Raw genomic sequence first — 21,677 nt, 5'->3', positions numbered from 1 at the left:
GGCTGTACTTGCCTCCAACCGAAAGGTCGCCACCGATCACATTCCCTGCGGCCCAGAAAATCAGCCCTGTGCCAAGGAGTAGCCAGAGTACGCCCAGAAATCTCTTTCTCATCGAAGGCGAAGCGCGCCTAGCGAGTGTGGCTGGTGAAGGATGCCAAGTGCCCACCGGCGCGCCAGGTGAGACGCTCGGTGATCGCCGGCGCACACGCGGTGGCCGGCAGGTGACGGGCAATGAGCCGGCCCAGCGGCTTCAAACGACTCTGACACTTTTGATTCACACACTATGTATCTGCAAGTGTGGATGGGGAATGGCTTTCATGGGTGAAGTATTCTTATGGTATATTCGATTAGGACAATGACAATTAATTGCGTTGCCCCTGAGGGCCGAGGTTCTTCGAGGCGCCCAGATGTTACTTGCGTCGATCAGCCGAGTTAATCCTGATTTGTACGGCTATTGCTATTGCTCCAATCAGGATTAACACATTTAGCAACGCCCTTTCCATTGAAGTCACCGGACCGACAGTGACCAAAATAGATATCGCACCTGTTATTGAAAGGCTGGCAATAGCGTCAGCAATCAACGCTCTGCGTGAAAGTAGGCGATACATTCCGGCGGCAGCCAGAGAGAATCCCATGAATAACACCGGCAGCATGAACGCCAGATTTCCTTGAGCAGTGTTCTCGTAGATAACGATGGACAGAGCAGCCAAACACAATAGATGTACAAGCTGGCTCGGATGCATTAGTAGGCGTAAGAACGGGGGTAGTTGCGGCATTTTTGTCCGACTCATCATTTACATTGCAGCCACGTGTAGCACATATCAACTCCAGCATCTACGCCAACGCCAGCTCCTCCTCGTCCTTTGGCGCCGCCAACAGCACCACCATTGGGTATCCCTACGCTAGCACCGCCGCCTGCAGATGGTCCCGCTCCCAAATCCCCGCCTATGCCAAGACTTCCTCCTCCGAGGTCACCTATTCCACTACTAACTAGGCCGCCGCCGACTTGGCCACCATAGCCTGCATAGACTCCTAAACCAACGCGAATACAAACCGTCTGATATGTACAAGCCTCCTTCCCTGTCGTACATACTCCGCCTGAAATACTGCCCCCAAGCAAGCCGGCCATTATTGAAGCTCCATACCCCGCTTGTGCGTATCCTTCTACCAAACCAGTAGGGTCAGTTTTCGAAACTGGATTCGCCCGGACATAGCCATAAATGTTTACTCCCCCCATCAACCCAATCGGATCCTGCGTCACATACCGACCCTGCTTTGGGTCGTAGTACCGGTACCGATTGTAATAAAGCCCGGACTCCTCATCGAGCCACTGCCCCTGAAACCGGATTGGCTGTCTGATGCCGTTTTCTTCCGCGACTGCCGCCCAGTCATCCGGTTGCCCCGCCCAGCGTGTCTTGCCGTTGTGATCCACCAGCCGCAACGGCGTACCCAGATGGTCGGTCACGAACACGCTCACTCGTGCTTTTGGGGCCTCGGGCTTGAACGGGTTGGGCACGACCAGCCCGTGCGCGGCCAGCAGCGTCGACATCTGCGCAAAGAGCGCGGTTTCCTCGCGCGCATTCTCCCTGTCTTCCGCATCCTCGGGTTCGGCCTGGTCCTGTTTGTCAGTGGTAATCCAATAATCCCCACTCGTGGTAATCGAATTTTCCCCACCCATCCACCTGAAGGAGTACGTGATGGAAAGGGAAGAAAGGATGTCCGGTGTGAATGCTGGCCAGCGCCCGAGGGCGCTGGCCAGCATTGGCGTTACCGTGTCCGGGTTGAAACCGGACACGGAGGGCGACGTGATCGGACGCGAACAATGGAAGGCGATTCATGAGCGGCGGGGTGCGGGTGCGAACATCTCGGTCATTGCCCGCGAGTTCGACCTGGATCGAAAGACGGTGCGTGGCGTTCTGCGACAGGCAGCATGGTCGCCGTATCGAAGGGAGAAAGGCGCAGGGAGGGTTCTCGATGCCCATCGGGCATGGCTCGTCGAGCGGGCGCCGCAGGTGAATTACTCTGCACGCATCCTGTACCAGGAGTTACGCGGGCAGCGCGGCTTCACCGGCAGTTACGAGACCGTCAAACTGGCTGTTCGCCCCCTGCGTGCCCAGGCCTGCCTGGCTGGCCTGACCCAGCGCCGTTTCGAGACCGGGCCCGGTGAGCAAGCGCAGGTCGATTGGGGGCAGATCAGCGTTCGCTTCGGCGAGCAGCGCACGAAGGTCCACATCTTCGTCATGACCCTTGGCTATCGCCGACGAGGGTACGCCGAAGGCTTCCTGCACGAGCGCATCCCCGATCTGCTGGCCGCCCACGAACGAGCCTTTGCCCATTTCGGTGGTCGCTGCGAGTGCCTGCTTTACGACCGCATGCGCACCGTGGTCCTGGGCACGGTAACCGACACCGACGGCCATCGGCGCCCGCAGTTCAACACGACGTTCGCCGCCTTTGCCGATCACTGGGGCTTCACGCCGCGGCTGTGCCGGCCGTATCGGGCGCAAACGAAGGGCAAGGTCGAGTCTGGCGTAAAGTACGTCAAGCGCAACTTCGTGCCCGGCCGGACCTTCGCCGACCTGGACGACTTCAACCGGCAACTGGCGTGCTGGCAGGCGCAGGTCGCCGACCTGCGCATCCACGGCACAACCCACCAGCGCCCCATCGACCGCTTTGGTGACGAGGTGCCCGCCCTTGTGCCGACTGCCAGCCAGGCGAGCTTCCTGCAGGCGATGGTGCGTTCCCGCGTGGTCGCCGAAGACTGGCTGGTGTCGATCGACGGCAACCGCTACTCCGTTCCGTTTGGCCTGATCGGCCGCACCGTCGAGGTCGTGCGCGCCGGCGGCACCTGGCTGATTCACCACCGTGGGCGACTGGTCGCGGAGCACCCGGTTCTGGCCGGCCGCGCCCAACTCTCGGTCTGCCCCCAGCACGGTCCCGGCGCGGCCATGCGCAATGCGCGCAAGCGCCACGCGGATGCATCGGCCGCCATGGCGACCGATGGCCTGCGGCGATTGCCCGACGACGTCTCGGTCGAGGTGCGCGATCTGGCCATCTACGACACCTTGCTGCAAAGCGGGGCGCTGGGCGACGGATTGCGGGAGGTGGCATGATGACCCGAACGGCGAGCTCATCCACGACCGCCACCGTGGTCACCACACCCGCTCAACTGGAGCGCCTGGGCGAGCATCTGCACAAGCTACGCCTGCAAAAGAGCGCCGAACGCCTGGAGGCGCTGTTGCAGCATGCGGCAGCCCAGGAACTGCCTTACGCGGATTTCCTCGAGCAGGTGCTCGGCGAGGAAGTCGCGGCCAAGACGGCCAAGAATGTGTCGATGCGCACCGCCATGGCGCGCTTCCCTTTCGTCAAACCGCTTGAGACCTTCGACTTCGCCTACCAGCCCTCCATCGACAAACGCCAGGTACTGAGCTTGGCTGGTTGCCAGTACATCGAGCACGGCGACAACGTGATCGTGCTCGGGCCGCCCGGCGTGGGTAAGACACACTTGGCCGTCTCGCTCGGCCTGAAAGCGATCGAGGCCGGCTATCGGGTGTTCTTCACTTCGGCCGCGCAGTTGATCGCCACCCTGAGCAAGGCCTTGGCCGACGGCCGTCTGGACGAGAAGCTCAAGTTCTACACCACACCGCGCCTGCTGATCATTGACGAAATCGGCTACCTGCCGATTGACCGTATCGGCGCCAACCTGTTCTTCCAACTGATCAGCCGTCGCTATGAGCGCGGCCCGATGATCCTGACCAGCAACCAGAGCTTTGGCGCCTGGGGCGAGGTGTTTGGCGATCGGGTGATCGCAACCGCGATCCTCGACCGCCTTCTGCATCACGCCGTAACGCTGAACATCCGGGGCAATTCCTATCGCCTCAAGGAAAAGCTCAAGGCCGGACTCGTCCGTTCATTCGACGACCAATCTCAACCGGGTGGGGAAATTTGAATTACCACACTGGGGAAAATTCGCTTGCCCTTGACACCTGTTCGATGCGAAGGATCGGCACGAAGCTGTCGGGCTCGTAGAGGAGGGTGGTGGTGAGTGTCTCGGTCGCCTCGCACACCAGCCGCTCGCCGTCCCAGCCGTAGCGGTTGGTGCGGGTGTCGTGGCCGGTGGTGACGGTCTTGGCGATGCGTCGCGAGAGGGCATCGTAAGCATAGGTGGCCTGTGTTCGGGTGCCGTCGGGGGCGCAGGCGATGGCGCGGGTGCCATCGCGCTGTGCGACGCCTCGCGGTGCAGCGCATTGCGCTCGAAATCGATCTCGATGCCGTTCACGCGCAGGCCGAGGAGGCCGTGGTACTAAATGTGGTCTGACCAATATTCTTCCGCAGCTCTATTCATTTCAGATGTCGTGGGCTGCCCCGGTTTGCTCTGCCCCCTCGACTGGTAGGCGAAGAACCCGCGCCACTTCTTTGGGTTTGAGCGAACTGCACTTCACCATGTGATCGCAGTATTCGCCGACGGTACGAATCACAAGCACCCCCTGCAACATTTTCTTCAGAAGCAGACTATCAGCCACATCCTTGATGTCGTCGTCAATGATATCGAACTCGTTTGACTTGAAGTCGGATGCCGGCGCAGCCTTCAACTCGTGGCCGAATCGTGCTTCATTCGACAGCGAGCTTTCGGGGAAACGGAACACCTCTGCCAACCTCTGCAAGGCGTGTTGCCGAACCACCTCTTCAGAGTGGATCATGGGAGCTTGGAGGTCTATTTTTGACATCCGCAGTTCCCTCCTAATGATGTCGCATCCCACGCAGCCTTCCCAATGACTCCCCAGTTGTAGAAGCCGTCAAAGATGAGCGCGCCCGTAGCAACTGCACCGAGTGCCACTCCTTTAGCCGTGCGCCCGAATGTCCTGAGTTCACGCATGCCTAGCCGGTTCGACCAACGGCTCATTTGGCTGGTGCAAGGGTTCAATTCGCTTTTCGGTACCCCGAGGCCCTGAAGCTCCCCGGGGGTCTTGGGCATAGTCCCGGCAGCCTCCGCGCCTGCGAGGGTAGCCAAGTCTGCCGCTGTACCGGAACGGTTCTCCTCGATTTGATTCGCAAATTTATCGAAGTCGAAGCATGGGCCAGAACCACCTCCGCCACCGCCCGACGCTTGCAGGCCATAAGGGTCCGTAAGTCTCAGTGGATTCCCGTTGACATAGGCATATTTATTCATTCCCCCCACCAACCCAATCGGATCCTGCGTCACATACCGCCCCTGCCGTGGATCGTAATACCGGTACCGATTGTAATAAAGCCCGGACTCCTCATCGACCCACTGCCCCTGAAACCGGATCGGCTGTCTGACGCCGTTTTCTTCCGCGACTGCCGCCCAGTCATCGGACTGCGCCGCCCAGCGTGTCTTACCGTTGTGATCGACCAGTCGCAACGGTGTGCCCAGGTGGTCGGTCACGAACACGCTCACCCGCGCTTGTGGGGCCTCGGGCTTGAACGGGTTAGGGACGACCAGTCCGTGCGCGGCCAGCAGCGTCGGCATCTGCGCAAAGAGCGCGGATTCCTCGCGCGCATTCTCCCGGTCTTCGTCATCCTCGGGCTCGACCCGGTCCTGCTCGATACGCAGGAGCGGCACGAAGCCGGCGGGTTCGTAGAGGAGGGTGGTGGTCAGTGTCTCGGTCGCCTCGCACACCAGCCGCTCGCCGTCCCAGCCGTAGCGGGTGGTGCGGGTGTCGTGGCCGGTGGTGACGGTCTTGGCGATGCGTCGCGAGAGGGCATCGTAAGCGTAGGTGGCCTGTGTGCGGGTGCCGTCGGGGGCAATCCGCTCGAGCGCCACCAAGCGATGTGCGCCGTCGTAACCCAGTTGCAGCTGCGTGCCATCGGCGAGCGAGCGCTCGACCAGGTTGCCCGCGCCATCGAAGCGGCTGCTGACGCCGGCGAGGTCGGTGACGCGGTTGTCGGGCCAGTGTGCGGTGTTCGGGGTAGGACGGCCGTCTTTGCTATTGCCGAGCAGGTTGAACTCGGGGTCGCGCAGGTTGCGCGCCACGGTGCGGGCCCAGTCGTCATCGGCCGGGGCTGAGAGCGTGCCGTCGGGGGTGGTGACATCGAGGCGGTTGCCGGCCGGGTCGAAGCGGTAGTCGTGGCGCTGCGCCCCGTGCTGGCTGGCGATGAGCCGGCCCGAGGCATCGTAGGCGTAGGCGATGGCGCGGGTGCCGGCGCCATCGCGCTGGCGGATGGAGGCGAGATGCGCATGGGCGTCGTAAGCGTACTCGCGGATCAGGGGCTCGGCGTGGGGCGTGGCCAGTGCGCTGCGTGAAAGCTGGCCGAGCGCGGTGTAGGCGCGGGTTTCCCTCAGGATGGGGGTGCCGCCCAGCGCAGGGCCTTCGGGCCGTACGCTATGCGACACCTCGCGGTGCAGCGCATCGCGCTCGAAATCGATCTCGATGCCGTCTACGCGCAGGCCGTGGACGTGGCCAGAGCCGTAGCTGGGCGCCACTACGCTAGACCTGATTCCGGCGCCCTCGCACTGCTTCCCCGGTGCCGCTGCGGCATGAAGCGAAGCATGTCACTGTTGTCTTCCGCCATGGTCTGCGCCGCACTTCGGGCACCGTTTCACAGCCAATAGCCAACGCAGCCATTGTCCAATGCTCTGGTGCGACATCGCGTAGGTCACGAGTCTCAGTCCACAATACCTGCATCGAATGGCATAGGCAGCCCACGCCAAGCTTACACAGCAGAGCGCCGTCGCTCCAAGCTCTACGGCACCACCGGGAACAGCCAGTACCCTTCCGATTCCATCAGGCATCAGGAGGCCAGCGCCTGCGATGGCTAGGAAGATTCCGGCAAGCCCGAGCTTCCACTGCTGCCCTTTGACCAAGGGCAGTGAATCGCCTTGCCGAATTTGTAAAATTGTCACTTTTTGCATGTGCATGCTGCACTGGAAGCTGCGCGATTCACTGCCGTCCTGAGGATGGAGCCGGCTAAGACACCAGCGTCAAACACACCTTTGATGAGAACACTGTTGACCGCCCAGGTGGCACCAGACGTAACCGCAGCTTGCAAGAAGGTCCGCGAACCGATACCGGTCATCGTGAACCCACTTCTCATCTCCCGGGCGAGCCCCATCGCAGCACCGCCGAAGGTTAGTCCTCCGTACTGCTTCGCAAACTGGCCGCCAAGGGCAAGGGATGTCCCAGCCTTGAGCAGTGACGTGCTGTCTTGCACGTTGACGAAGTTGCTCACTACATCGTCAACGAAGCTGTTGCTGCTGCACCCACCGGTTGCATCGCTCATTGCCGACGCGAAGCTCAGGCCTGTCGGGTCCACGTTGCTTAACGGATTTCCCCTTACATACCCGTAGATACTACTTGCGTCGATCAGCTGCGTTACAGCCAGCTGGCCATCGGCGCGTAAGGCCGAATGCTCGGTGATCGCCGGCCCACACGCGATAGACGGCAGGTGACTGGCGTTGAGCCGGCCTGCAGTGTTGTGATCGTAACGCGTGACCGGCGCCCCGGGCCAACACTATGGATCACGTTACAAGCCCATGATTGCTTCAAGAATGTGTTTGACCCACTCTCGGAAACTCTTCGTCTTGGATTCGCCTAACCTGAGTCGATGTGCGAACAACCATGTGGCATATAAAACTATGATTGATGCAGTCACTACACTTAGCACCACAAGGAGTAGATCAACGGCGATCATAGATACCCAAACTCGCTAATAAACTTCCACCAGCCTTGGCTTTCGATGTAGTTGATTGGACCGGTCGCTTCTCCCGGATCGTCATAGTGAGTGCCGCCGGGCAGCATTCCATAGAAATTCTTCCATGCAGCTTGAGACGAGTCTTCGCAAAGTGCCTCATTCCATTGCTGCCGAGCTCTTTTCCAAGCAGATATGGACGATTTCACATTCCAAGTGCCCCATCCAAGCAATGCGGTTGGAGGGAGCGCACCAACACCTGTTGCGGCCGCTGGCGATGTGCCCGCTGCGATGGCGATCTTGATCCCGCCAGAAGCTGCCGAGGCTCCTGATATCACCGCGTTTCCTAAAGCGCTAGTTGCCTTTGCTGGATTGAACAAACCGAGTGAATCGATGTGCGAAACAGGATTCCCGTCAACGTACGCGTAGGCATTCACACCTCCCGCCAACCCAATCGGATCCTGCGTCACATACCGCCCCTGCCGTGGATCGTAGTACCGGTACCGATTGTAATAGAGCCCACTCTCCTCATCGAGCCACTGCCCCTGAAACCGGATTGGCTGTCTGATGCCGTTTTCTGCCGCGACTGCCGCCCAGTCATCGGGCTGCGCTGCCCAGCGGGTCTTGCCGTTGTGATCCACCAGCCGCAACGGCGTGCCCAGATGATCGGTCACGAACACGCTCACCCGTGCTTGTGGGGCCTCGGGCTTGAACGGGTCGGGTACGACCAGTCCGTGCGCGGCCAGCAGCGTCGACATCTGCGCAAAGAGCGCGCTTTCCTCGCGTGCATTCTCCCGGTCTTCCGCGTCCTCGGGTTCGACCCGGTCCTGTTCGATTCGCAGGAGCGGCACGAAGCTGGCGGGCTCGTAGAGGAGGGTGGTGGTGAGTGTGTCGGTCGCCTCGCACACCAGCCGCTCGCCGTCCCAGCCGTAGCGGGTGGTGCGGGTGTCGTGGCCGGTGGTGACGGTCTTGGCGATGCGGCGCGAGAGGGCGTCGTAAGCGTAGATGGCCTGTGTTCGGGTGCCGTCGGGGGCGATCCGCTCGAGCGCCACCAGCCGATGCGCACCGTCGTAGCCGAACTTGAGCCGCGTGCCATCGGCGAGCGTGCGCTCGACCAGATTGCCCGCGCCATCGAAGCGGCTGCTGACGCCGGCGAGCTCGGTGACGCGGTTGTCGGGCCAGTGTGCGGTGTTCGGGGTAGGACGGCCGTCTTTGGCATCACCGAGCAGGTTGAACTCGGGGTCGCTCAGGTTACGCGCCACGGTGCGGGCCCAGTCGTCATCGGCCGGGGCTGAGAGCGTGCCGTCGGGGGCGGTGACATCGAGGCGGTTGCCGGCCGGGTCGAAGCGGTAGTCGTGGCGCTGCGCCCCGTGCTGGCTGGCGATGAGCCGGCCCGAGGCATCGTAGGCGTAGGCGATGGCGCGGGTGCCGGCGCCATCGCGCTGGCGGATCGAGCCGAGATGCGCATGGGCGTCGTAGGCGTACTCGCGTATCAGGGGCTCGGCGTGGGGTGTAGCCAGTGCGCTGCGGGAGAGCTGCCCGAGCGCGGTGTAGGCGCGGGTTTCCCTCAGGATGGGGGTGCCGCCCAGCGCAGGGCCGTCGGGCCGTACGCTGCGCGACACCTCGCGGTGCAGCGCATCGCGCTCGAAATCGATCTCGATGCCGTCCACGCGCAGGCCGTGGAGGTGGCCCGAGCCGTAGCTGAGCCACGCACACTCGGGGGCATCGCCATAGGTGGCGGCCTCGGGCTGGCCGAGGAGACCGTGGCGGTGGGCGCAAGCATAGTGCCATGGATCCGCGGTCTGGTCCGTATGCGACTGCGACTCGCGCACCACCCGTCCGGCCGCATCGAAGGCGAAGCGCACCTCGGCGGTGGGGCTGGCAAAGGAGGCCAGCTGGCCATCGGCGCGCCAGGCGAAATGCTCGGTGATCGCCGGCGCACACGCGGTGGCTGGCAGGTGACGGGCGATGAGCCGGCCCACGGCGTTGTGTTCGTAACGCGTCACCGGCGCCCCGGGCAGGCTCGCCTCGGTGCGGGCGATGAGTTCGCCCGCGGCGTTGTAGGTGTAGTGCTGGGTACGGCGGTCGAAGCCGGTCTCGGTGATGAGGCGGTCCAGCGCGTCGTAGGCAAAGTGGGTCTGGGCCTCGTTCTCGTTGATGAGGGCGAGCATGCGCCCAGCCTCATCGTAGCGATAACGCTGGGTGAGTCCGCCCGCATCGCGATAGGCGGTGAGGCGCCCGAAGCGGTCCCACACCAGGGTGTCGGTGCGCGGATGCGCCTCGCCTTTGGCACTGCGGGTGAGCTGGGTGACACGGCCCAAGGTATCGTACTGGTAAGCGATGCGACTGTCGTCGGGGCGCAAGACAGTGGTCACGCGCCCGAGGCGGTCATGTTCATAGCGGGTGGCCTCGCCCAGTGCGTTGCGCTCGGCCAGTAGCCGACCTTCGCCGTCGTAGTCGAAGTGGTGGCTGCGGCCCGAGCAGTCGGTGTGGGTGGTGAGCTGGCCCAGCCGGTTCCACTCGAGCCGGCGCACCCCGCCGCGGGCATCGGTGATGGTGGTGGGGCGGTCGGGCAGGCGGATGTCGTCGTAGGTGTAGGCGGTGGTGGTGCCGTCGGGTGCGGTGACGACCACGGGGCGGGCGCGTTCATCACGCTGGATCTTCCAGGTCATCCCCTCGGGGCCGCGGATCTCGCGCGCGGCGCCGGTGTCGTCATCGAGCGCATAGTGCCAGGCGCTGCCATCGGGCAGGCTGCGCGCGGTGAGCCGCCCCTGGCCGTCGTAACGCGAGGTGGTGCGCCGCCCCAGGGGGTCGATGCTGGCGATCTGACGGCCGAAGCCGTCGTACTCGAAGGCCAGCTGCGAGCCATCGGCGCGGGTGTGGCCGGTCCAGCGCGTGTCGGCGCCTTCGCCTTCGAAATGGTAACGCTCGGTGCGCCCCAGGCTGTCGGTGACCTCGGTGTACCCGGTATGGTAGGCGAACGGGCGGCTCAGCCCATCGGTTTCGGTCTGGCGCAGCACCCGGCCCTCGGGCCCCGGGGTATCCCACTCGTAGTGCAGCGCAATGCCGCCGGGCTGGCTGTGGCCGGCCATGACGGAGCCGGTCCAGGTGAATTCGCGCACGATCTGGCCGCTGCGGTCACGCACGGCCACGAGACGGGCGGCGCTGTCGTAGTCGTAGCGCACCAGCCAGTCGGTCTCGGGCGCGTGCGGGTCGACACCGTAGGGCGTGCGCGGCGTATCGCGCGGTGCGAAGGGCAAGGGGCAGGCGGGGACCAGCGCCACGCCGTGCAGGCGAGTGCGTTCGGCCACAACGGCGTAGAAGAAGAGATAGCGACGCCCGGCGCTATCGAGCACGGTCGCCGGGCGGCCCTGGCGCCAGCCGAACTCGGTGCGGTAGCCGTGGGCGTCGAACTCGGCCACGAGCCGCCAGGCGTCGCCCTGGGGGGCAAAGTGCAGGGCCTCGGTGCCGCGTACGACGAAGATCGCCTCGGGCTGGTGTTGCAGCGCCTCGGGGATGAAGGCCCAGCGCCCGGTCCACGGCGCCAGCGCCTCGGCCTGCGGGACGACCGGGCCGCCGCGGCGGATCCACAGGGATTCGGACGGCGAGAAGCGGGCCTCGCCGGGCGCGAGCGGACCGAAGGTAATACGCCGGCCCTGGGCGTCGATGAGCACGGTAGCGGTGTCGCTCACCTCCAGCCCGAGGCCCTCGCCGGGGATGGACCAGCCCGGGCCCAGGGCGCTGTCGCGCGCGTCGCTCGACACATAGCTGCGGGTAAAGGCGAAGGGGACGGGGGCGGCGAGGGCGAAGTCGGTCTCGGCCGGCAGCAGCTTGACCCCGAGCACCGGGTTCACGGGCCAGCCGACGGTGGGCTTGCAGGTGGGGCAGCGGTCGGCTGCGCCTTCGGCGGCGTCGCCGATGAGCACCGTGGCCGAGCCGGTGACGATCTTGCCCTTGACGACCGAGTCGCCGATGCGGGCGGCGGGTTTGCCACTCATGAGGGGATCCTTGTCAGGCGTTGATCTTGACCAGCGTCGAGAGAATCTCGATCAGGGCGGGGGTCAGGCGCACCGGGCCTTGGAAGGGAAGGCCGCGGGAAAGCTGGAGGCATGGGGGCGCTTGCTCAATGCAATTCGAATGATTGCATTGTAACCAATTTACGCGTTAGGAATTATGCAGAAGCAATCACGATGCCGGCGTATCGGCGATTGGCTCCACCCTTGGGCGCGAAGCGTCTAGCCGCGCCGCCACGCGTGAAACCGCTCCACCCATCGCAGCAAACCCTGCGGCGCATGCGCCTTCTTCCAGTTGCCGGCGACGTACTTGTTGGCCTCGGCGAGCGTCGGGTAAATGTGGATGGTGCCAAGAATCCTGTTCAGGCCGATTCCCTGTTTCATTGCCAGCACATACTCGGCGATCAGGTCGCCCGCATGTTCGCCGACGATGGTGACGCCCAGGATCCGGTCTTTGCCGGGTACCGTCAGCACCTTGATGAAGCCGTGGGCTTCGCCGTCGGCGATGGCACGGTCGAGGTCGTCGATGTCGTAGCGGGTGAGTTCGTAGGCGATGCCCTTGTCTGCTGCTTCCTGCTCGTTCAGGCCGACGCGGGCCACCTCCGGTTCGACGAAGGTGGCCCACGGGATGACCGAGTAGTCGGCCCTGAATTTCTTCAGCGGGTCGAACAGCGCATTGACGGCTGCATACCAGGCCTGGTGGGCCGCGGTATGGGTGAACTGGAAGGGGCCCGCAACATCGCCCGCAGCATAGATGTTCGGGTAGTTGGTCTGCAGGAAGGCGTTGGTGCCGATGGTGCGGTCCGTGACGATGCCGAGTTCTTCGAGGCCGAAGCCCTTCAGATTGGCGGCGCGGCCGACGGCGACCAGCACGGCATCGAAGGGAATCCGGACGTCCTTTCCCGCGTGTTCGGCAATCAGGATCTTCTCCCCGTTGTCGATGACGATGGCCTTGGCCTTGTGACCGCTCAGCACCGCGATGCCTTCTGCGCGGAAGCGCTGCGCCACGAGCTCGGAAACCTCGGGGTCTTCGCGGCCCATGATGCGTGCTTCCATCTCGACCTGGGTCACTGCAGCACCGAGGCGGGCGAAGGCCTGGGTCAGTTCGCAACCGATGGGACCGCCGCCGAGGACCACCAGGCGGCGCGGCAGCTCGCGCAGGTTCCAGAGGGTGTCCGAGGTCAGGTAGCCGACGTCATCAATGCCCGGAATGGGCGGCACGAAGGGCCGGGCGCCACTGGCGATGACGATGCTGCGCGTCGTCAGGCGGCGGGTGCTTCCATCTTCGAGGGTGATATCGACCGCCCACGGCGACACGATTTTCGCCACGCCGTGAACCACATCGACCCCGAGTTCGGTGTAGCGCGCGGCCGAGTCGTGGGGTTCGATGCGCTTGATGACAGACTGCACCCGCGCCATGACCTGCGTAAAATCGACCTTGGCCGTTGCCGACTCGATGCCGAATTCCTGCGCGCGGGACAGGTGCGAGAGGAACCTGGCCGAACGGATCAGCGCCTTGGAGGGCACGCAGCCGGTGTTGAGGCAGTCGCCGCCCAGCTTGTGTTTCTCGACGAGCGTGACCTTGGCCTTGACGGCAGCCGCGATATAGGCGGTCACCAAGCCTGCGCTGCCGCCGCCGATCACCACCAGGTTGCGATCGAAGCGTGCTGGCTTCTTCCAGTGGGCGAATGCCTTTTTCATGCGGACAATCGCCACGAATCGGCGCGCGAGGAGCGGAAACACGCCCAGCAGCGCGAACGAGCCGAGCAGGCCTGGCGAGAGAATGCCCGACAGCGATTCGAGGCGGGCGAGCTGGGTGCCGGCGTTCACGAACACCACGGTGCCGGCGAGCATCCCGAGCTGGCTGGTCAAATAGAAGGTGCGGGTCTTCATCGCGGTCAGACCGGTGAGCAGGTTGATCAGGAAGAAGGGAAAGGCCGGCACCAGGCGCAAGGTGAACAGGTAGAGCGCGCCCTCGCGGCGTACGCCGTCGTCGATGGCCTTCAGGCGCTGGCCGAAACGCCGTGCCACCCAGTCCCGCAGCAGATAGCGCGACAGCAGAAAGGCGAGAGTGGCGCCGATGGTCGAGGCGAAGGACACGATGACCGTGCCCCACAACAGTCCGAACACGGCGCCGCCCGCCAGGGTGAGCAGCGCTGCGCCGGGCAGCGAGAGCGCGGTGACGATGACGTAAATGACGAAATAGATTGCGACGCTGACAAACGGGCGCTCGGTGCGGAAAGCCTCGATGTTGGTCTGCTGTGCCTTCAGGTTTTGCAGGCTGAGGTATTGACCGAGATCGAAGATAAAGAAGAGCGCAACGATCAGCATGACCGCCGTCAGCATTGCCAGTTTGCGCGCGTGCATTGGAAGCCCCGAAAAGGTGAAGCACTGCCGGAATCAGGATTCGGCACCTGCAGCTGAGTCGTACCATGACCCGATAGCTTACAGGCGGACCGCCGGTCACGCCCCGTCTGGCGCGAAGGGGGCGGTCCTCGCGGTACTCGTCTCGCGGGTCACGCCCATGGGACATGGGCGCCGCAGCACCCGATCAGCACTCGGTATAGTTGACCGCGAGCCCGCCGAGCGAGGTTTCCTTGTATTTGTCCAGCATGTCGCGCCCGGTGTCACGCATTGTGCGGATTGCATGGTCGAGGGAAATGGCATGCGAGCCGTCGCCGCGCAGCGCAAGCTGGGCCGCATTGATGGCCTTGATCGACGCCATCGCGTTGCGTTCGATGCACGGCAGCTGAACCAGGCCCGCCACCGGATCGCAGGTCAGGCCGAGATTGTGCTCGAGGCCGATCTCCGCTGCGTTTTCAACCTGTTCCGGGGTGCCGCCCATCACCTCGGTCAGGCCCGCCGCGGCCATCGCGCAGGCCGATCCGACCTCTCCCTGGCAACCCACTTCGGCGCCGGATATCGACGCGTTCTTCTTGAACAGCGTGCCGATCGCGCCCGCGGTCAACAGGAAGTCGGTGACGTTCCTGTCGCTGCTGCCGGGCTGGAAGTCCATGTAGTAGTGCAGCACCGCCGGTACGATGCCAGCTGCACCGTTGGTGGGCGCGGTCACCACGCGTCCGCCGCCGGCGTTTTCCTCGTTGACCGCAAGCGCATAGAGATTGACCCAGTCGAGCGCGACCAGGGTGTCACTGATCAGATTGCGCCCGTGTTCGCGCGCGATCAGTTTTTCGTGCAGCGCATGGGCACGGCGTCTGACCTTCAGTCCGCCCGGCAACACGCCTTCCTGCGCGATGCCGCGTGCCACGCAATTCCGCATTGCCTGCCAGATCCGTGACAAGGCTGCGCGGGTGTCATCGTCGCTGCGCCAGGTGCGTTCGTTCTCCAGCATCACCTCGCAGATGCGCATGGACCGACGGCGACAGATCGACAGCAAATCGGCGGCGGAATCGAATTCATGGGGCAGCTGCGTGAGCGGCACCAGGCTTGCACCCGCGCTGATCTGCGCCTCGTCGATGACGAACCCGCCGCCAACCGAGTAATAGGTGTTCTCGCAGATTGTCCGATCCACCCCATGGGCGATCAGTCGCAGCGCATTGGGGTGGTAGGGCAGGGCGATAGGCAGCAAACGCATGTCGCGCTCCCAGTCGAAGGCGATGCTCACCTTTTCCGCCAGTTGCAGGCTTTGGGTATCACGCACGCGCGCGACGGCGGGCGCGATGAAATCGGGGTCGATCTCGTCGGGACGCTGTCCCATCAGGCCGACGATCACGGCGTGGTCGGTGCCGTGCCCGATGCCGGTTGCCGACAGCGAGCCGTAGAGCCTGATTTCTACCCGGCGTACTGCATCGAGGCGTCCTTGCCGCTCGAGTGCATTGACGAAATCGCAGGCGGCGCGCATCGGCCCCATCGTATGGGAGCTCGACGGGCCGATGCCGATCTTGAACAGATCAAGAACGCTGATGGACATTGCGCCCTCTCGTGGATGTGCCCCGGTCGCACTGGGCGGGATGACGTGATGCAGGTGCGACACATGCACTGCATTCTGTCGGGCAAGCCGGGGGGGGGCAATCGGTGTTTGCCCATGTCCCGCCGCCGATCAGCTGCTTTGCGGAAGTGGAAATCTTCTTGCCTGCAAGGCGGCACCGAGGTGGTCCGGAAAATTTCACAAGGTGTTGATATATATTGAAAAATCGTCTTGATCGAGGTTTGGCATGCTTCTTGTACTGCCTTTGACCATGTGCCGCCGCGCTGCCCTGGCTGCGGGGTCAGAAAAAAGACCTTCGAGGGAGACTCTCCATGACTGAAACCTTCTACGACGTGTTGCGCCGGCAAGGCATCACACGCCGCAGTTTCCTGAAGTTCTGCAGCCTGACGGCGACCTCGCTCGGGCTCGGCTCGGCGGCTGCGCCCCGGATTGCGCACGCGCTCGAGACCAAGCCGCGCACGCCGGTGATCTGGTTGCATGGTCTGGAATGCACCTGCTGCTCGGAGTCCTTCATCCGTTCCGCGCATCCGCTGGCCAAGGACGTGGTGCTGTCGATGCTGTCGCTCGATTACGACGACACGCTGATGGCGGCTGCCGGACACCAGGCCGAGGCCATCATCGAAGAGGTCAAACGCAAGTACAAGGGCAACTACATTCTCGCCGTCGAGGGTAACCCGCCGCTCAACGAGGACGGCATGTACTGCATTCACGGCGGCCGCCCCTTCGTCGAAGTGCTGAAGGAAACCGCAGCGGACGCCAAGGCGATCATCTCCTGGGGGTCGTGCGCGTCGTGGGGTTGCGTGCAGGCGGCCAAGCCCAATCCCACGCGCGCCACGCCGGTTCACAAGGTCATCTTCGACAAGCCCATCATCAAGGTGCCGGGCTGCCCGCCGATCGCCGAGGTCATGACGGGCGTCGTCACCTACATGCTCACCTTCGACCGCATTCCCGAACTCGACCGCCAGGGGCGGCCGAAGATGTTCTACGGCCAGCGCATCCACGACAAGTGCTATCGCCGCCCGCACTTCGATGCAGGGCAGTTCGTCGAGGAGTGGGACGACGACAACGCACGCAAGGGCTACTGCCTGTACAAGGTCGGCTGCAAGGGGCCGACCACCTACAACGCCTGTTCCACGGTGCGCTGGAACAACGGCGTGTCCTTCCCCATTCAGTCGGGTCACGGCTGTATCGGCTGTTCGGAAGACGGTTTCTGGGACAAGGGCGGTTTCTACGATCGCGTCACCGACATCAAGCAGTTCGGCATCGAGGCCAATGCCGACAAGGTCGGTGCCACCGCCGCCGGCGTGGTCGGCGCCTCGGTGGCGGCACACGCCGCGGTCACCGCGCTGGCGCGCGCGCGCAGCAAACCAAGCTTCGACAACAAACCGCAATCCGGAGACAAGTGATCATGGGGTCGTACGAGACGCAGGGCTTCAAGCTCGACAATAGCGGCAAGCGCGTGGTGGTTGACCCGGTCACCCGTATCGAAGGCCACATGCGGGTCGAGGTGAACCTCGATGCCGACAACGTGATCCGCAACGCGGTGTCCACCGGCACCATGTGGCGCGGGCTGGAGGTGATCCTAAAGGGGCGCGATCCGCGCGACGCGTGGGCCTTCACCGAGCGCATCTGCGGGGTGTGTACCGGCACCCATGCGCTGACGTCGGTGCGCGCGGTGGAAGATGCGCTGAAGATCGACATCCCCGAGAATGCCAATTCCATCCGCAATATCATGCAGCTCACGCTGCAGGTGCACGATCACTTGGTGCATTTCTATCATCTGCATGCGCTCGACTGGGTCGACGTGGTGTCGGCGTTGAAGGCCGATCCCAAAGCGACTTCCGCGCTGGCGCAGAGCATTTCGAACTGGCCCAACAGTTCGCCGGGCTACTTCCGCGACATCCAGAACCGGCTGAAGAAGTTCGTCGAATCGGGCCAGCTCGGCCCCTTCATGAATGGCTACTGGGGCAATCCGGCCTACAAACTGCCGCCCGAAGCCAACCTGATGGCGGTCACCCATTATCTGGAAGCGCTCGATTTCCAGAAGGAGATCGTCAAGATCCACACCATCTTCGGCGGCAAGAACCCGCATCCGAACTGGCTGGTGGGCGGCATGCCGTGCGCGATCAATGTGCACGACACCGGTGCGGTGGGCGCGATCAACATGGAGCGGCTCAATCAGGTCAGCTACATCATCGACCGCTGCATCGAGTTCGTGGACCAGGTCTATATTCCCGACCTGACCGCCATCGCCAGCTTCTACAAGGACTGGCTGCACGGCGGTGGCATTTCCTCGCTGTCGGTGATGTCCTACGGCGACATTCCCGACCGTGCCAACGACTACTCCGCGTCCAACCTGCTGCTGCCGCGCGGCGCCATCATCAATGGCGACCTGAGCAAGGTGCACGAGATCGACCTGCGCGATCCCGAGCAGGTGCAGGAGTTCGTCACCCACAGCTGGTACAGCTACCCCGACGAGACCAAGGGCCTTCATCCCTGGGACGGCATCACCGAGCCCAACTTCGTGCTCGGCAAAAACACCAAGGGGACGAAGACGCGCATCGAGTCGCTCGACGAGGAGGGCAAGTATTCCTGGATCAAGTCGCCGCGCTGGCGCGGGCATGCGATGGAAGTCGGGCCGCTGTCGCGCTACATCATTGGCTACGTGCAGAACAAGCCCGAGTTCAAGGAGCCGACCGACAAGCTGCTGACGGATCTCGGACTGCCGCTGCAGGCCTTGTTCTCCACGCTGGGGCGCACTGCCGCCCGGGGCCTGGAGGCGTCGTGGGCGGCGCACAAGATGCGCTATTTCTTCGACAAGATGATGGCCAACATCAAGGCTGGCGACGAGTCGACCGCCAACGTCGACAAGTGGGATCCGTCGACGTGGCCGGCCGAGGCCAAGGGCGTGGGCTTTACCGAGGCGCCGCGCGGCGCGCTGGGGCACTGGATCCGCATCAAGGACGGCAGGATCGACAACTACCAGGCAGTGGTGCCGACCACCTGGAACGGCAGTCCGCGCGACGACAAGGGCCAGATCGGCGCCTTCGAGGCGTCGCTGATGAACACGCCGGTGGCCAAGGCCGACGAGCCGCTCGAGATCCTGCGCACGCTGCATTCCTTCGATCCCTGTCTGGCGTGCTCGACCCATGTCATGAGCCCGGATGGCCAGGAGCTGAGCAAGGTGAAGGTGAGATGAACGGCCGCCGGCACTGAACGGCGGGCTTCACTGAACTTCATTGGCAGGTGCCTTTCGCCGCAAGGGGAAGGACAGGATGGGGATGGGTTTGAAGTGCCGCCAACGAAACCCATCCCCACCCCATCCCTCCCCTTGAAGGGGAGGGTGAAAACGGCGGGTCCCGATTTCGGCCCGACATCACGACGGAGAACGACATGCTGGCAGAACAAGATGCATTCGAGGCCGAGCGTCAGGCGCGGCTGGTCAAGGCGGTCTACGTCTATGAGGCGCCACTGCGCTTGTGGCATTGGGTCAATGCGCTCGCCATCACGGTGCTGGCCATCACCGGCTACTTCATCGGCAAACCCTTGCCGTCGGTGCCGGGCGAGGCGAGCGCGAACTTCCTCATGGGTTACATCCGCTTCGCCCATTTCGCCGCCGCCTACATCTTCGCCATCGGCTTCCTCGGCCGCATCTATTGGGCGATCGTCGGCAACCACCATGCGCGGCAGATCTTCCTGGTGCCGGTGTGGAGCCTGAAGTGGTGGAGCGAGGTGTTCTACGAGTTGCGCTGGTACCTCTTTCTGGTGCGCGAACCGAAGAAATACGTCGGCCACAACCCGCTCGCGCAACTGATGATGTTCCTGTTCTTCACTATCGGCGCGGTATACATGATCTGCACCGGCTTTGCGCTGTATGGCGAGGGCCTGGGCGAGGGCAGCTGGGCGGAGTCGATGTTCGGCTGGGTGATCTCCGCCGTGGGCGGCAACAGCCTGCAGGTTCACAACCTCCACCGCCTGGGCATGTGGGTCACAGTCTCCTTCGTCATCGTGCATGTCTACGCGGCCATCCGTGAGGACATCATGAGCCGGCAGAGCCTGATCTCCACCATGATCTCGGGCTGGCGGATGTTCAAGGACTGACAGGGCCGCGGCGCCGGATGCCCGACCTCATGGTTTTCGATTTCGTCTCTCTCTCCTCATGATGACGACGACTCGCGCGGGCTCTGGCCCGCGTCTTTTTTCGGTCGCGGCACGCGTGCCGGGGCGTGCGCCGCAGCACCCCGGGCGCTTTCTCGAGACCCGTTTCATGCGCCCGGCGGGCATCTCGCAGGATGCCCTGGCACGCGCGCTCGGCATCTCGCGGCGGCGGGTGAACGAGCTGACCCGCGGTCGTCGCGCCTTCACGCCGGATACCGCGGTGCGGCTGGCGATCTTCTTCGGTACCGATGCCCTGCTGTGGATGCATCTTCAGGCTGCGTGGGATACTCATCTTGCGTGGCGCAGCCTGCGCGTTGCGCTTGGTACTCGGACGGAGCGCTGAAAAGCAGGTTTCCGCTTTGGCGGAAAGTTGTAAGTCATCGCGCGCGCTCGCCATCCGGTGAATACCGTCGATATGTCGGCAAGTCATTGATTTTTATTGAACGTCTCTCCGCGTCCAGCGCTGGCACGGTGCGTGCAACTGTAACCCCATTCGTTACATCCGGAGCCGACATGCGCACGCAATCCAGTTCAGTCCTGATTCTTGGTATCGGCAATCTGTTATGGGCCGACGAGGGGTTTGGCGTGCGCTGCGTGGAAGCGCTCAATGCCGCCTGGCAGTTCGGCGACGAGGTCACGGTGATGGATGGCGGCACCCAGGGCTTGTATCTGCTGCCTTATGTCACCGAGGCTCAGCGCCTGATCGTGTTCGATGCGGTGGACTACGGCCTCGCGCCCGGCACCATGCGCCTGGTCGAGGATGGTGAGGTGCCCCGTTTCATGGGCGCAAAGAAGATGAGTCTGCACCAGACCGGCTTTCAGGAGGTGCTGGCGTCGGCACAGATGCTCGATCGCCTGCCCGAGTCCATGCTGCTGATCGGGGTGCAGCCGGTCGAGCTCGATGACTTTGGCGGCAGCCTGCGCCCGGTGGTGCGCGCCTGCATCGAACCGGCTGTCGCGCACGCAGTGGAGCGGCTGCGAACCTGGGGCGTGAGGGCAGAGGCGCGCGCCGATGCTGCCGCACGGCTCAACGATGTCGCGCTCGCGATGGATCTCTACGAGGCGGGTCGCCCGCCCGCGGACGCCGCCTGCCGCCATGGCGACCTGCGCTTCGTCACCACTACCGAGGAGGCCTGAGATGTGTGTCGGCGTACCGCTGCAGGTACTGCGCATGGACGGCAGCGACGCGGTGTGCATCGACCGAAGCGGCGCAGAACACCGTATCGACACCTTGCTCGTCGGCCCCCAGCCAGCGGGCGTGTGGCTGATGAGTTTTCTGGGAACCGCGCGCGAAGTCGTCGATGCCGCGCACGCGGCGCGCGTAGGTGCTGCACTCGATGCACTGTCCGGTCTGATGGCAGGTCAAGCGGTCGACCTCGATGCCGCCTTTGCTGACTTGATCGATCGCGCGCCCCAATTACCCGAATTTTTGCGAGGAACACGCCCATGAACGATTTTTCCGCCCCCACCGAAGACGCGCTGGCTGCCTTGCTGCAGCGGCAGGAGTCGCTGCACGGTCTGGCCTGTATCGGTCAGGATGAACTCGACGCCTTTGCTGCAGTGGGGGGCGATGTCCTCGTCCTGCTCACCGAAGATCCTGCTCGCAGCCCCGAAACCTGGGATGTGGCGGTAATCCTGCCGGAGATACTGAAGTCATTCGGCCGCCGTCTGCGTGGCGCGGCCCTGATGCCGGCGCCTAGCCGGGCACTGGCGGCGCGCTACGGCATCACCCGCTATCCGGCTCAGCTGTTCCTGCGCGACGGTGAGTATGTCGGCGTGCTCGAGGGAATGCTGAACTGGGATGAATGGGGCGGCGCGGTCGCACGCAAGCTCGAAGCGCCTGTTTCTCGCGCGCCTTCCGTCGGCATCCCGGTCCGCGGTCCGGCATCCGATGCCGGCTGTCATTGAAC

Annotated in this window: 18 protein-coding genes; 9 read left to right on the top strand and 9 right to left on the bottom strand. The window is 63.7% G+C overall.

Features of this window, described 5'->3' with window-relative positions:
- Window positions 1–410 precede the first annotated feature (410 nt).
- Window positions 411–776 (bottom strand): hypothetical protein, encoded by a 366-nt coding sequence (locus J5J83_RS08545; protein WP_212347898.1) that lies wholly within the window; start codon window positions 774–776, stop codon window positions 411–413.
- A gap of 14 nt (window positions 777–790) precedes the next feature.
- The gene (locus J5J83_RS23125) at window positions 791–1,678 is read right to left on the bottom strand and encodes an RHS repeat-associated core domain-containing protein (RefSeq protein ID WP_212347895.1); all 888 of its coding nucleotides are present in this window, start codon (window positions 1,676–1,678) and stop codon (window positions 791–793) included.
- 19 nt (window positions 1,679–1,697) lie between these two features.
- On the opposite strand from J5J83_RS23125, the gene istA reads away from it, so the two are divergent.
- Both istA and istB read left to right on the top strand, forming a co-directional pair.
- Window positions 1,698–3,110, top strand: coding sequence for an IS21 family transposase (istA, locus tag J5J83_RS08535; protein ID WP_249115659.1), 1,413 nt, complete (start codon window positions 1,698–1,700; stop codon window positions 3,108–3,110).
- Complete coding sequence (gene istB, locus J5J83_RS08530) at window positions 3,110–3,946, top strand: IS21-like element helper ATPase IstB (RefSeq protein ID WP_212352900.1); 837 nt, start codon at window positions 3,110–3,112, stop codon at window positions 3,944–3,946. Before istA ends, istB begins: the two co-directional genes overlap by 1 nt.
- A gap of 1 nt (window position 3,947) precedes the next feature.
- On the opposite strand, the gene J5J83_RS08525 is transcribed toward istB, so the two are convergent.
- From J5J83_RS08525 to J5J83_RS08495, 7 genes are all read right to left on the bottom strand, one after another.
- On the bottom strand, window positions 3,948–4,319 hold the full coding sequence (locus tag J5J83_RS08525; protein WP_212347892.1) for a hypothetical protein: 372 nt from the start codon (window positions 4,317–4,319) through the stop codon (window positions 3,948–3,950).
- A gap of 24 nt (window positions 4,320–4,343) precedes the next feature.
- Window positions 4,344–4,724: a hypothetical protein gene (locus tag J5J83_RS08520; protein WP_212347889.1), complete on the bottom strand. Its 381-nt coding sequence runs from the start codon at window positions 4,722–4,724 to the stop codon at window positions 4,344–4,346.
- Entirely contained in the window at window positions 4,712–6,442 is a 1,731-nt protein-coding gene (locus J5J83_RS08515) for an RHS repeat-associated core domain-containing protein (RefSeq protein WP_212347886.1), read from the bottom strand. Before J5J83_RS08515 ends, J5J83_RS08520 begins: the two co-directional genes overlap by 13 nt.
- Window positions 6,443–6,858: 416 nt before the next feature.
- Window positions 6,859–7,239, bottom strand: a complete 381-nt coding sequence (locus tag J5J83_RS08510; RefSeq protein ID WP_212347883.1) for a hypothetical protein — start codon at window positions 7,237–7,239, stop codon at window positions 6,859–6,861.
- Window positions 7,240–7,646: 407 nt separating this feature from the next.
- Window positions 7,647–11,645 (bottom strand): RHS repeat-associated core domain-containing protein, encoded by a 3,999-nt coding sequence (locus J5J83_RS08505; protein ID WP_212347880.1) that lies wholly within the window; start codon window positions 11,643–11,645, stop codon window positions 7,647–7,649.
- 237 nt (window positions 11,646–11,882) lie between these two features.
- Window positions 11,883–14,027, bottom strand: a complete 2,145-nt coding sequence (locus tag J5J83_RS08500; RefSeq protein ID WP_212347877.1) for a bifunctional TVP38/TMEM64 family protein/FAD-dependent oxidoreductase — start codon at window positions 14,025–14,027, stop codon at window positions 11,883–11,885.
- A gap of 184 nt (window positions 14,028–14,211) precedes the next feature.
- A complete protein-coding gene (locus J5J83_RS08495; RefSeq protein ID WP_212347874.1) occupies window positions 14,212–15,591 on the bottom strand; it encodes an L-serine ammonia-lyase in 1,380 nt (459 codons plus the stop codon).
- Window positions 15,592–15,920: 329 nt separating this feature from the next.
- On the opposite strand from J5J83_RS08495, the gene J5J83_RS08490 reads away from it, so the two are divergent.
- From J5J83_RS08490 to J5J83_RS08460, 7 genes are all read left to right on the top strand, one after another.
- A complete protein-coding gene (locus J5J83_RS08490) occupies window positions 15,921–17,015 on the top strand; it encodes a hydrogenase small subunit (protein WP_212347871.1) in 1,095 nt (364 codons plus the stop codon).
- Between the two features lie 2 nt (window positions 17,016–17,017).
- Window positions 17,018–18,808 (top strand): nickel-dependent hydrogenase large subunit, encoded by a 1,791-nt coding sequence (locus J5J83_RS08485; protein ID WP_212347869.1) that lies wholly within the window; start codon window positions 17,018–17,020, stop codon window positions 18,806–18,808.
- A gap of 194 nt (window positions 18,809–19,002) precedes the next feature.
- Window positions 19,003–19,710: a Ni/Fe-hydrogenase, b-type cytochrome subunit gene (gene cybH, locus J5J83_RS08480; protein WP_212347866.1), complete on the top strand. Its 708-nt coding sequence runs from the start codon at window positions 19,003–19,005 to the stop codon at window positions 19,708–19,710.
- A 58-nt stretch (window positions 19,711–19,768) separates the two neighbouring features.
- Window positions 19,769–20,110 (top strand): HigA family addiction module antitoxin, encoded by a 342-nt coding sequence (locus J5J83_RS08475; protein ID WP_212347863.1) that lies wholly within the window; start codon window positions 19,769–19,771, stop codon window positions 20,108–20,110.
- A 170-nt stretch (window positions 20,111–20,280) separates the two neighbouring features.
- On the top strand, window positions 20,281–20,904 hold the full coding sequence (locus tag J5J83_RS08470; protein WP_212347860.1) for a HyaD/HybD family hydrogenase maturation endopeptidase: 624 nt from the start codon (window positions 20,281–20,283) through the stop codon (window positions 20,902–20,904).
- Window positions 20,864–21,217: a HypC/HybG/HupF family hydrogenase formation chaperone gene (locus J5J83_RS08465; RefSeq protein WP_349251873.1), complete on the top strand. Its 354-nt coding sequence runs from the start codon at window positions 20,864–20,866 to the stop codon at window positions 21,215–21,217. The genes J5J83_RS08470 and J5J83_RS08465 overlap by 41 nt, the downstream gene beginning before the upstream one ends.
- Window positions 21,214–21,675 (top strand): hypothetical protein, encoded by a 462-nt coding sequence (locus J5J83_RS08460; RefSeq protein ID WP_212347855.1) that lies wholly within the window; start codon window positions 21,214–21,216, stop codon window positions 21,673–21,675. Before J5J83_RS08465 ends, J5J83_RS08460 begins: the two co-directional genes overlap by 4 nt.
- Window positions 21,676–21,677 lie beyond the last annotated feature (2 nt).

Origin of the sequence: Azoarcus sp. L1K30, from assembly GCF_018122735.1 — a bacterium.
Lineage (GTDB): Bacteria > Pseudomonadota > Gammaproteobacteria > Burkholderiales > Rhodocyclaceae > Parazoarcus.
This window is presented reverse-complemented; position numbering and strand designations above follow the sequence as displayed.

Bases quoted from the DNA above. Each gene is read 5' to 3' on its own strand.
- J5J83_RS08545 (WP_212347898.1), bottom strand. From the start codon at position 776: ATGCCGCAACTACCCCCGTTCTTACGCCTACTAATGCATCCGAGCCAG.
- J5J83_RS23125 (WP_212347895.1), bottom strand. From the start codon at position 1,678: ATGGGTGGGGAAAATTCGATTACCACGAGTGGGGATTATTGGATTACC.
- istA (WP_249115659.1), top strand. From the start codon at position 1,698: ATGGAAAGGGAAGAAAGGATGTCCGGTGTGAATGCTGGCCAGCGCCCG.
- istB (WP_212352900.1), top strand. From the start codon at position 3,110: ATGACCCGAACGGCGAGCTCATCCACGACCGCCACCGTGGTCACCACA.
- J5J83_RS08520 (WP_212347889.1), bottom strand. From the start codon at position 4,724: ATGTCAAAAATAGACCTCCAAGCTCCCATGATCCACTCTGAAGAGGTG.
- J5J83_RS08510 (WP_212347883.1), bottom strand. From the start codon at position 7,239: ATGAGCGATGCAACCGGTGGGTGCAGCAGCAACAGCTTCGTTGACGAT.
- J5J83_RS08505 (WP_212347880.1), bottom strand. From the start codon at position 11,645: ATGAGTGGCAAACCCGCCGCCCGCATCGGCGACTCGGTCGTCAAGGGC.
- J5J83_RS08500 (WP_212347877.1), bottom strand. From the start codon at position 14,027: ATGCACGCGCGCAAACTGGCAATGCTGACGGCGGTCATGCTGATCGTT.
- J5J83_RS08495 (WP_212347874.1), bottom strand. From the start codon at position 15,591: ATGTCCATCAGCGTTCTTGATCTGTTCAAGATCGGCATCGGCCCGTCG.
- J5J83_RS08490 (WP_212347871.1), top strand. From the start codon at position 15,921: ATGACTGAAACCTTCTACGACGTGTTGCGCCGGCAAGGCATCACACGC.
- J5J83_RS08485 (WP_212347869.1), top strand. From the start codon at position 17,018: ATGGGGTCGTACGAGACGCAGGGCTTCAAGCTCGACAATAGCGGCAAG.
- cybH (WP_212347866.1), top strand. From the start codon at position 19,003: ATGCTGGCAGAACAAGATGCATTCGAGGCCGAGCGTCAGGCGCGGCTG.
- J5J83_RS08475 (WP_212347863.1), top strand. From the start codon at position 19,769: ATGATGACGACGACTCGCGCGGGCTCTGGCCCGCGTCTTTTTTCGGTC.
- J5J83_RS08470 (WP_212347860.1), top strand. From the start codon at position 20,281: ATGCGCACGCAATCCAGTTCAGTCCTGATTCTTGGTATCGGCAATCTG.
- J5J83_RS08465 (WP_349251873.1), top strand. From the start codon at position 20,864: ATGGCGACCTGCGCTTCGTCACCACTACCGAGGAGGCCTGAGATGTGT.
- J5J83_RS08460 (WP_212347855.1), top strand. From the start codon at position 21,214: ATGAACGATTTTTCCGCCCCCACCGAAGACGCGCTGGCTGCCTTGCTG.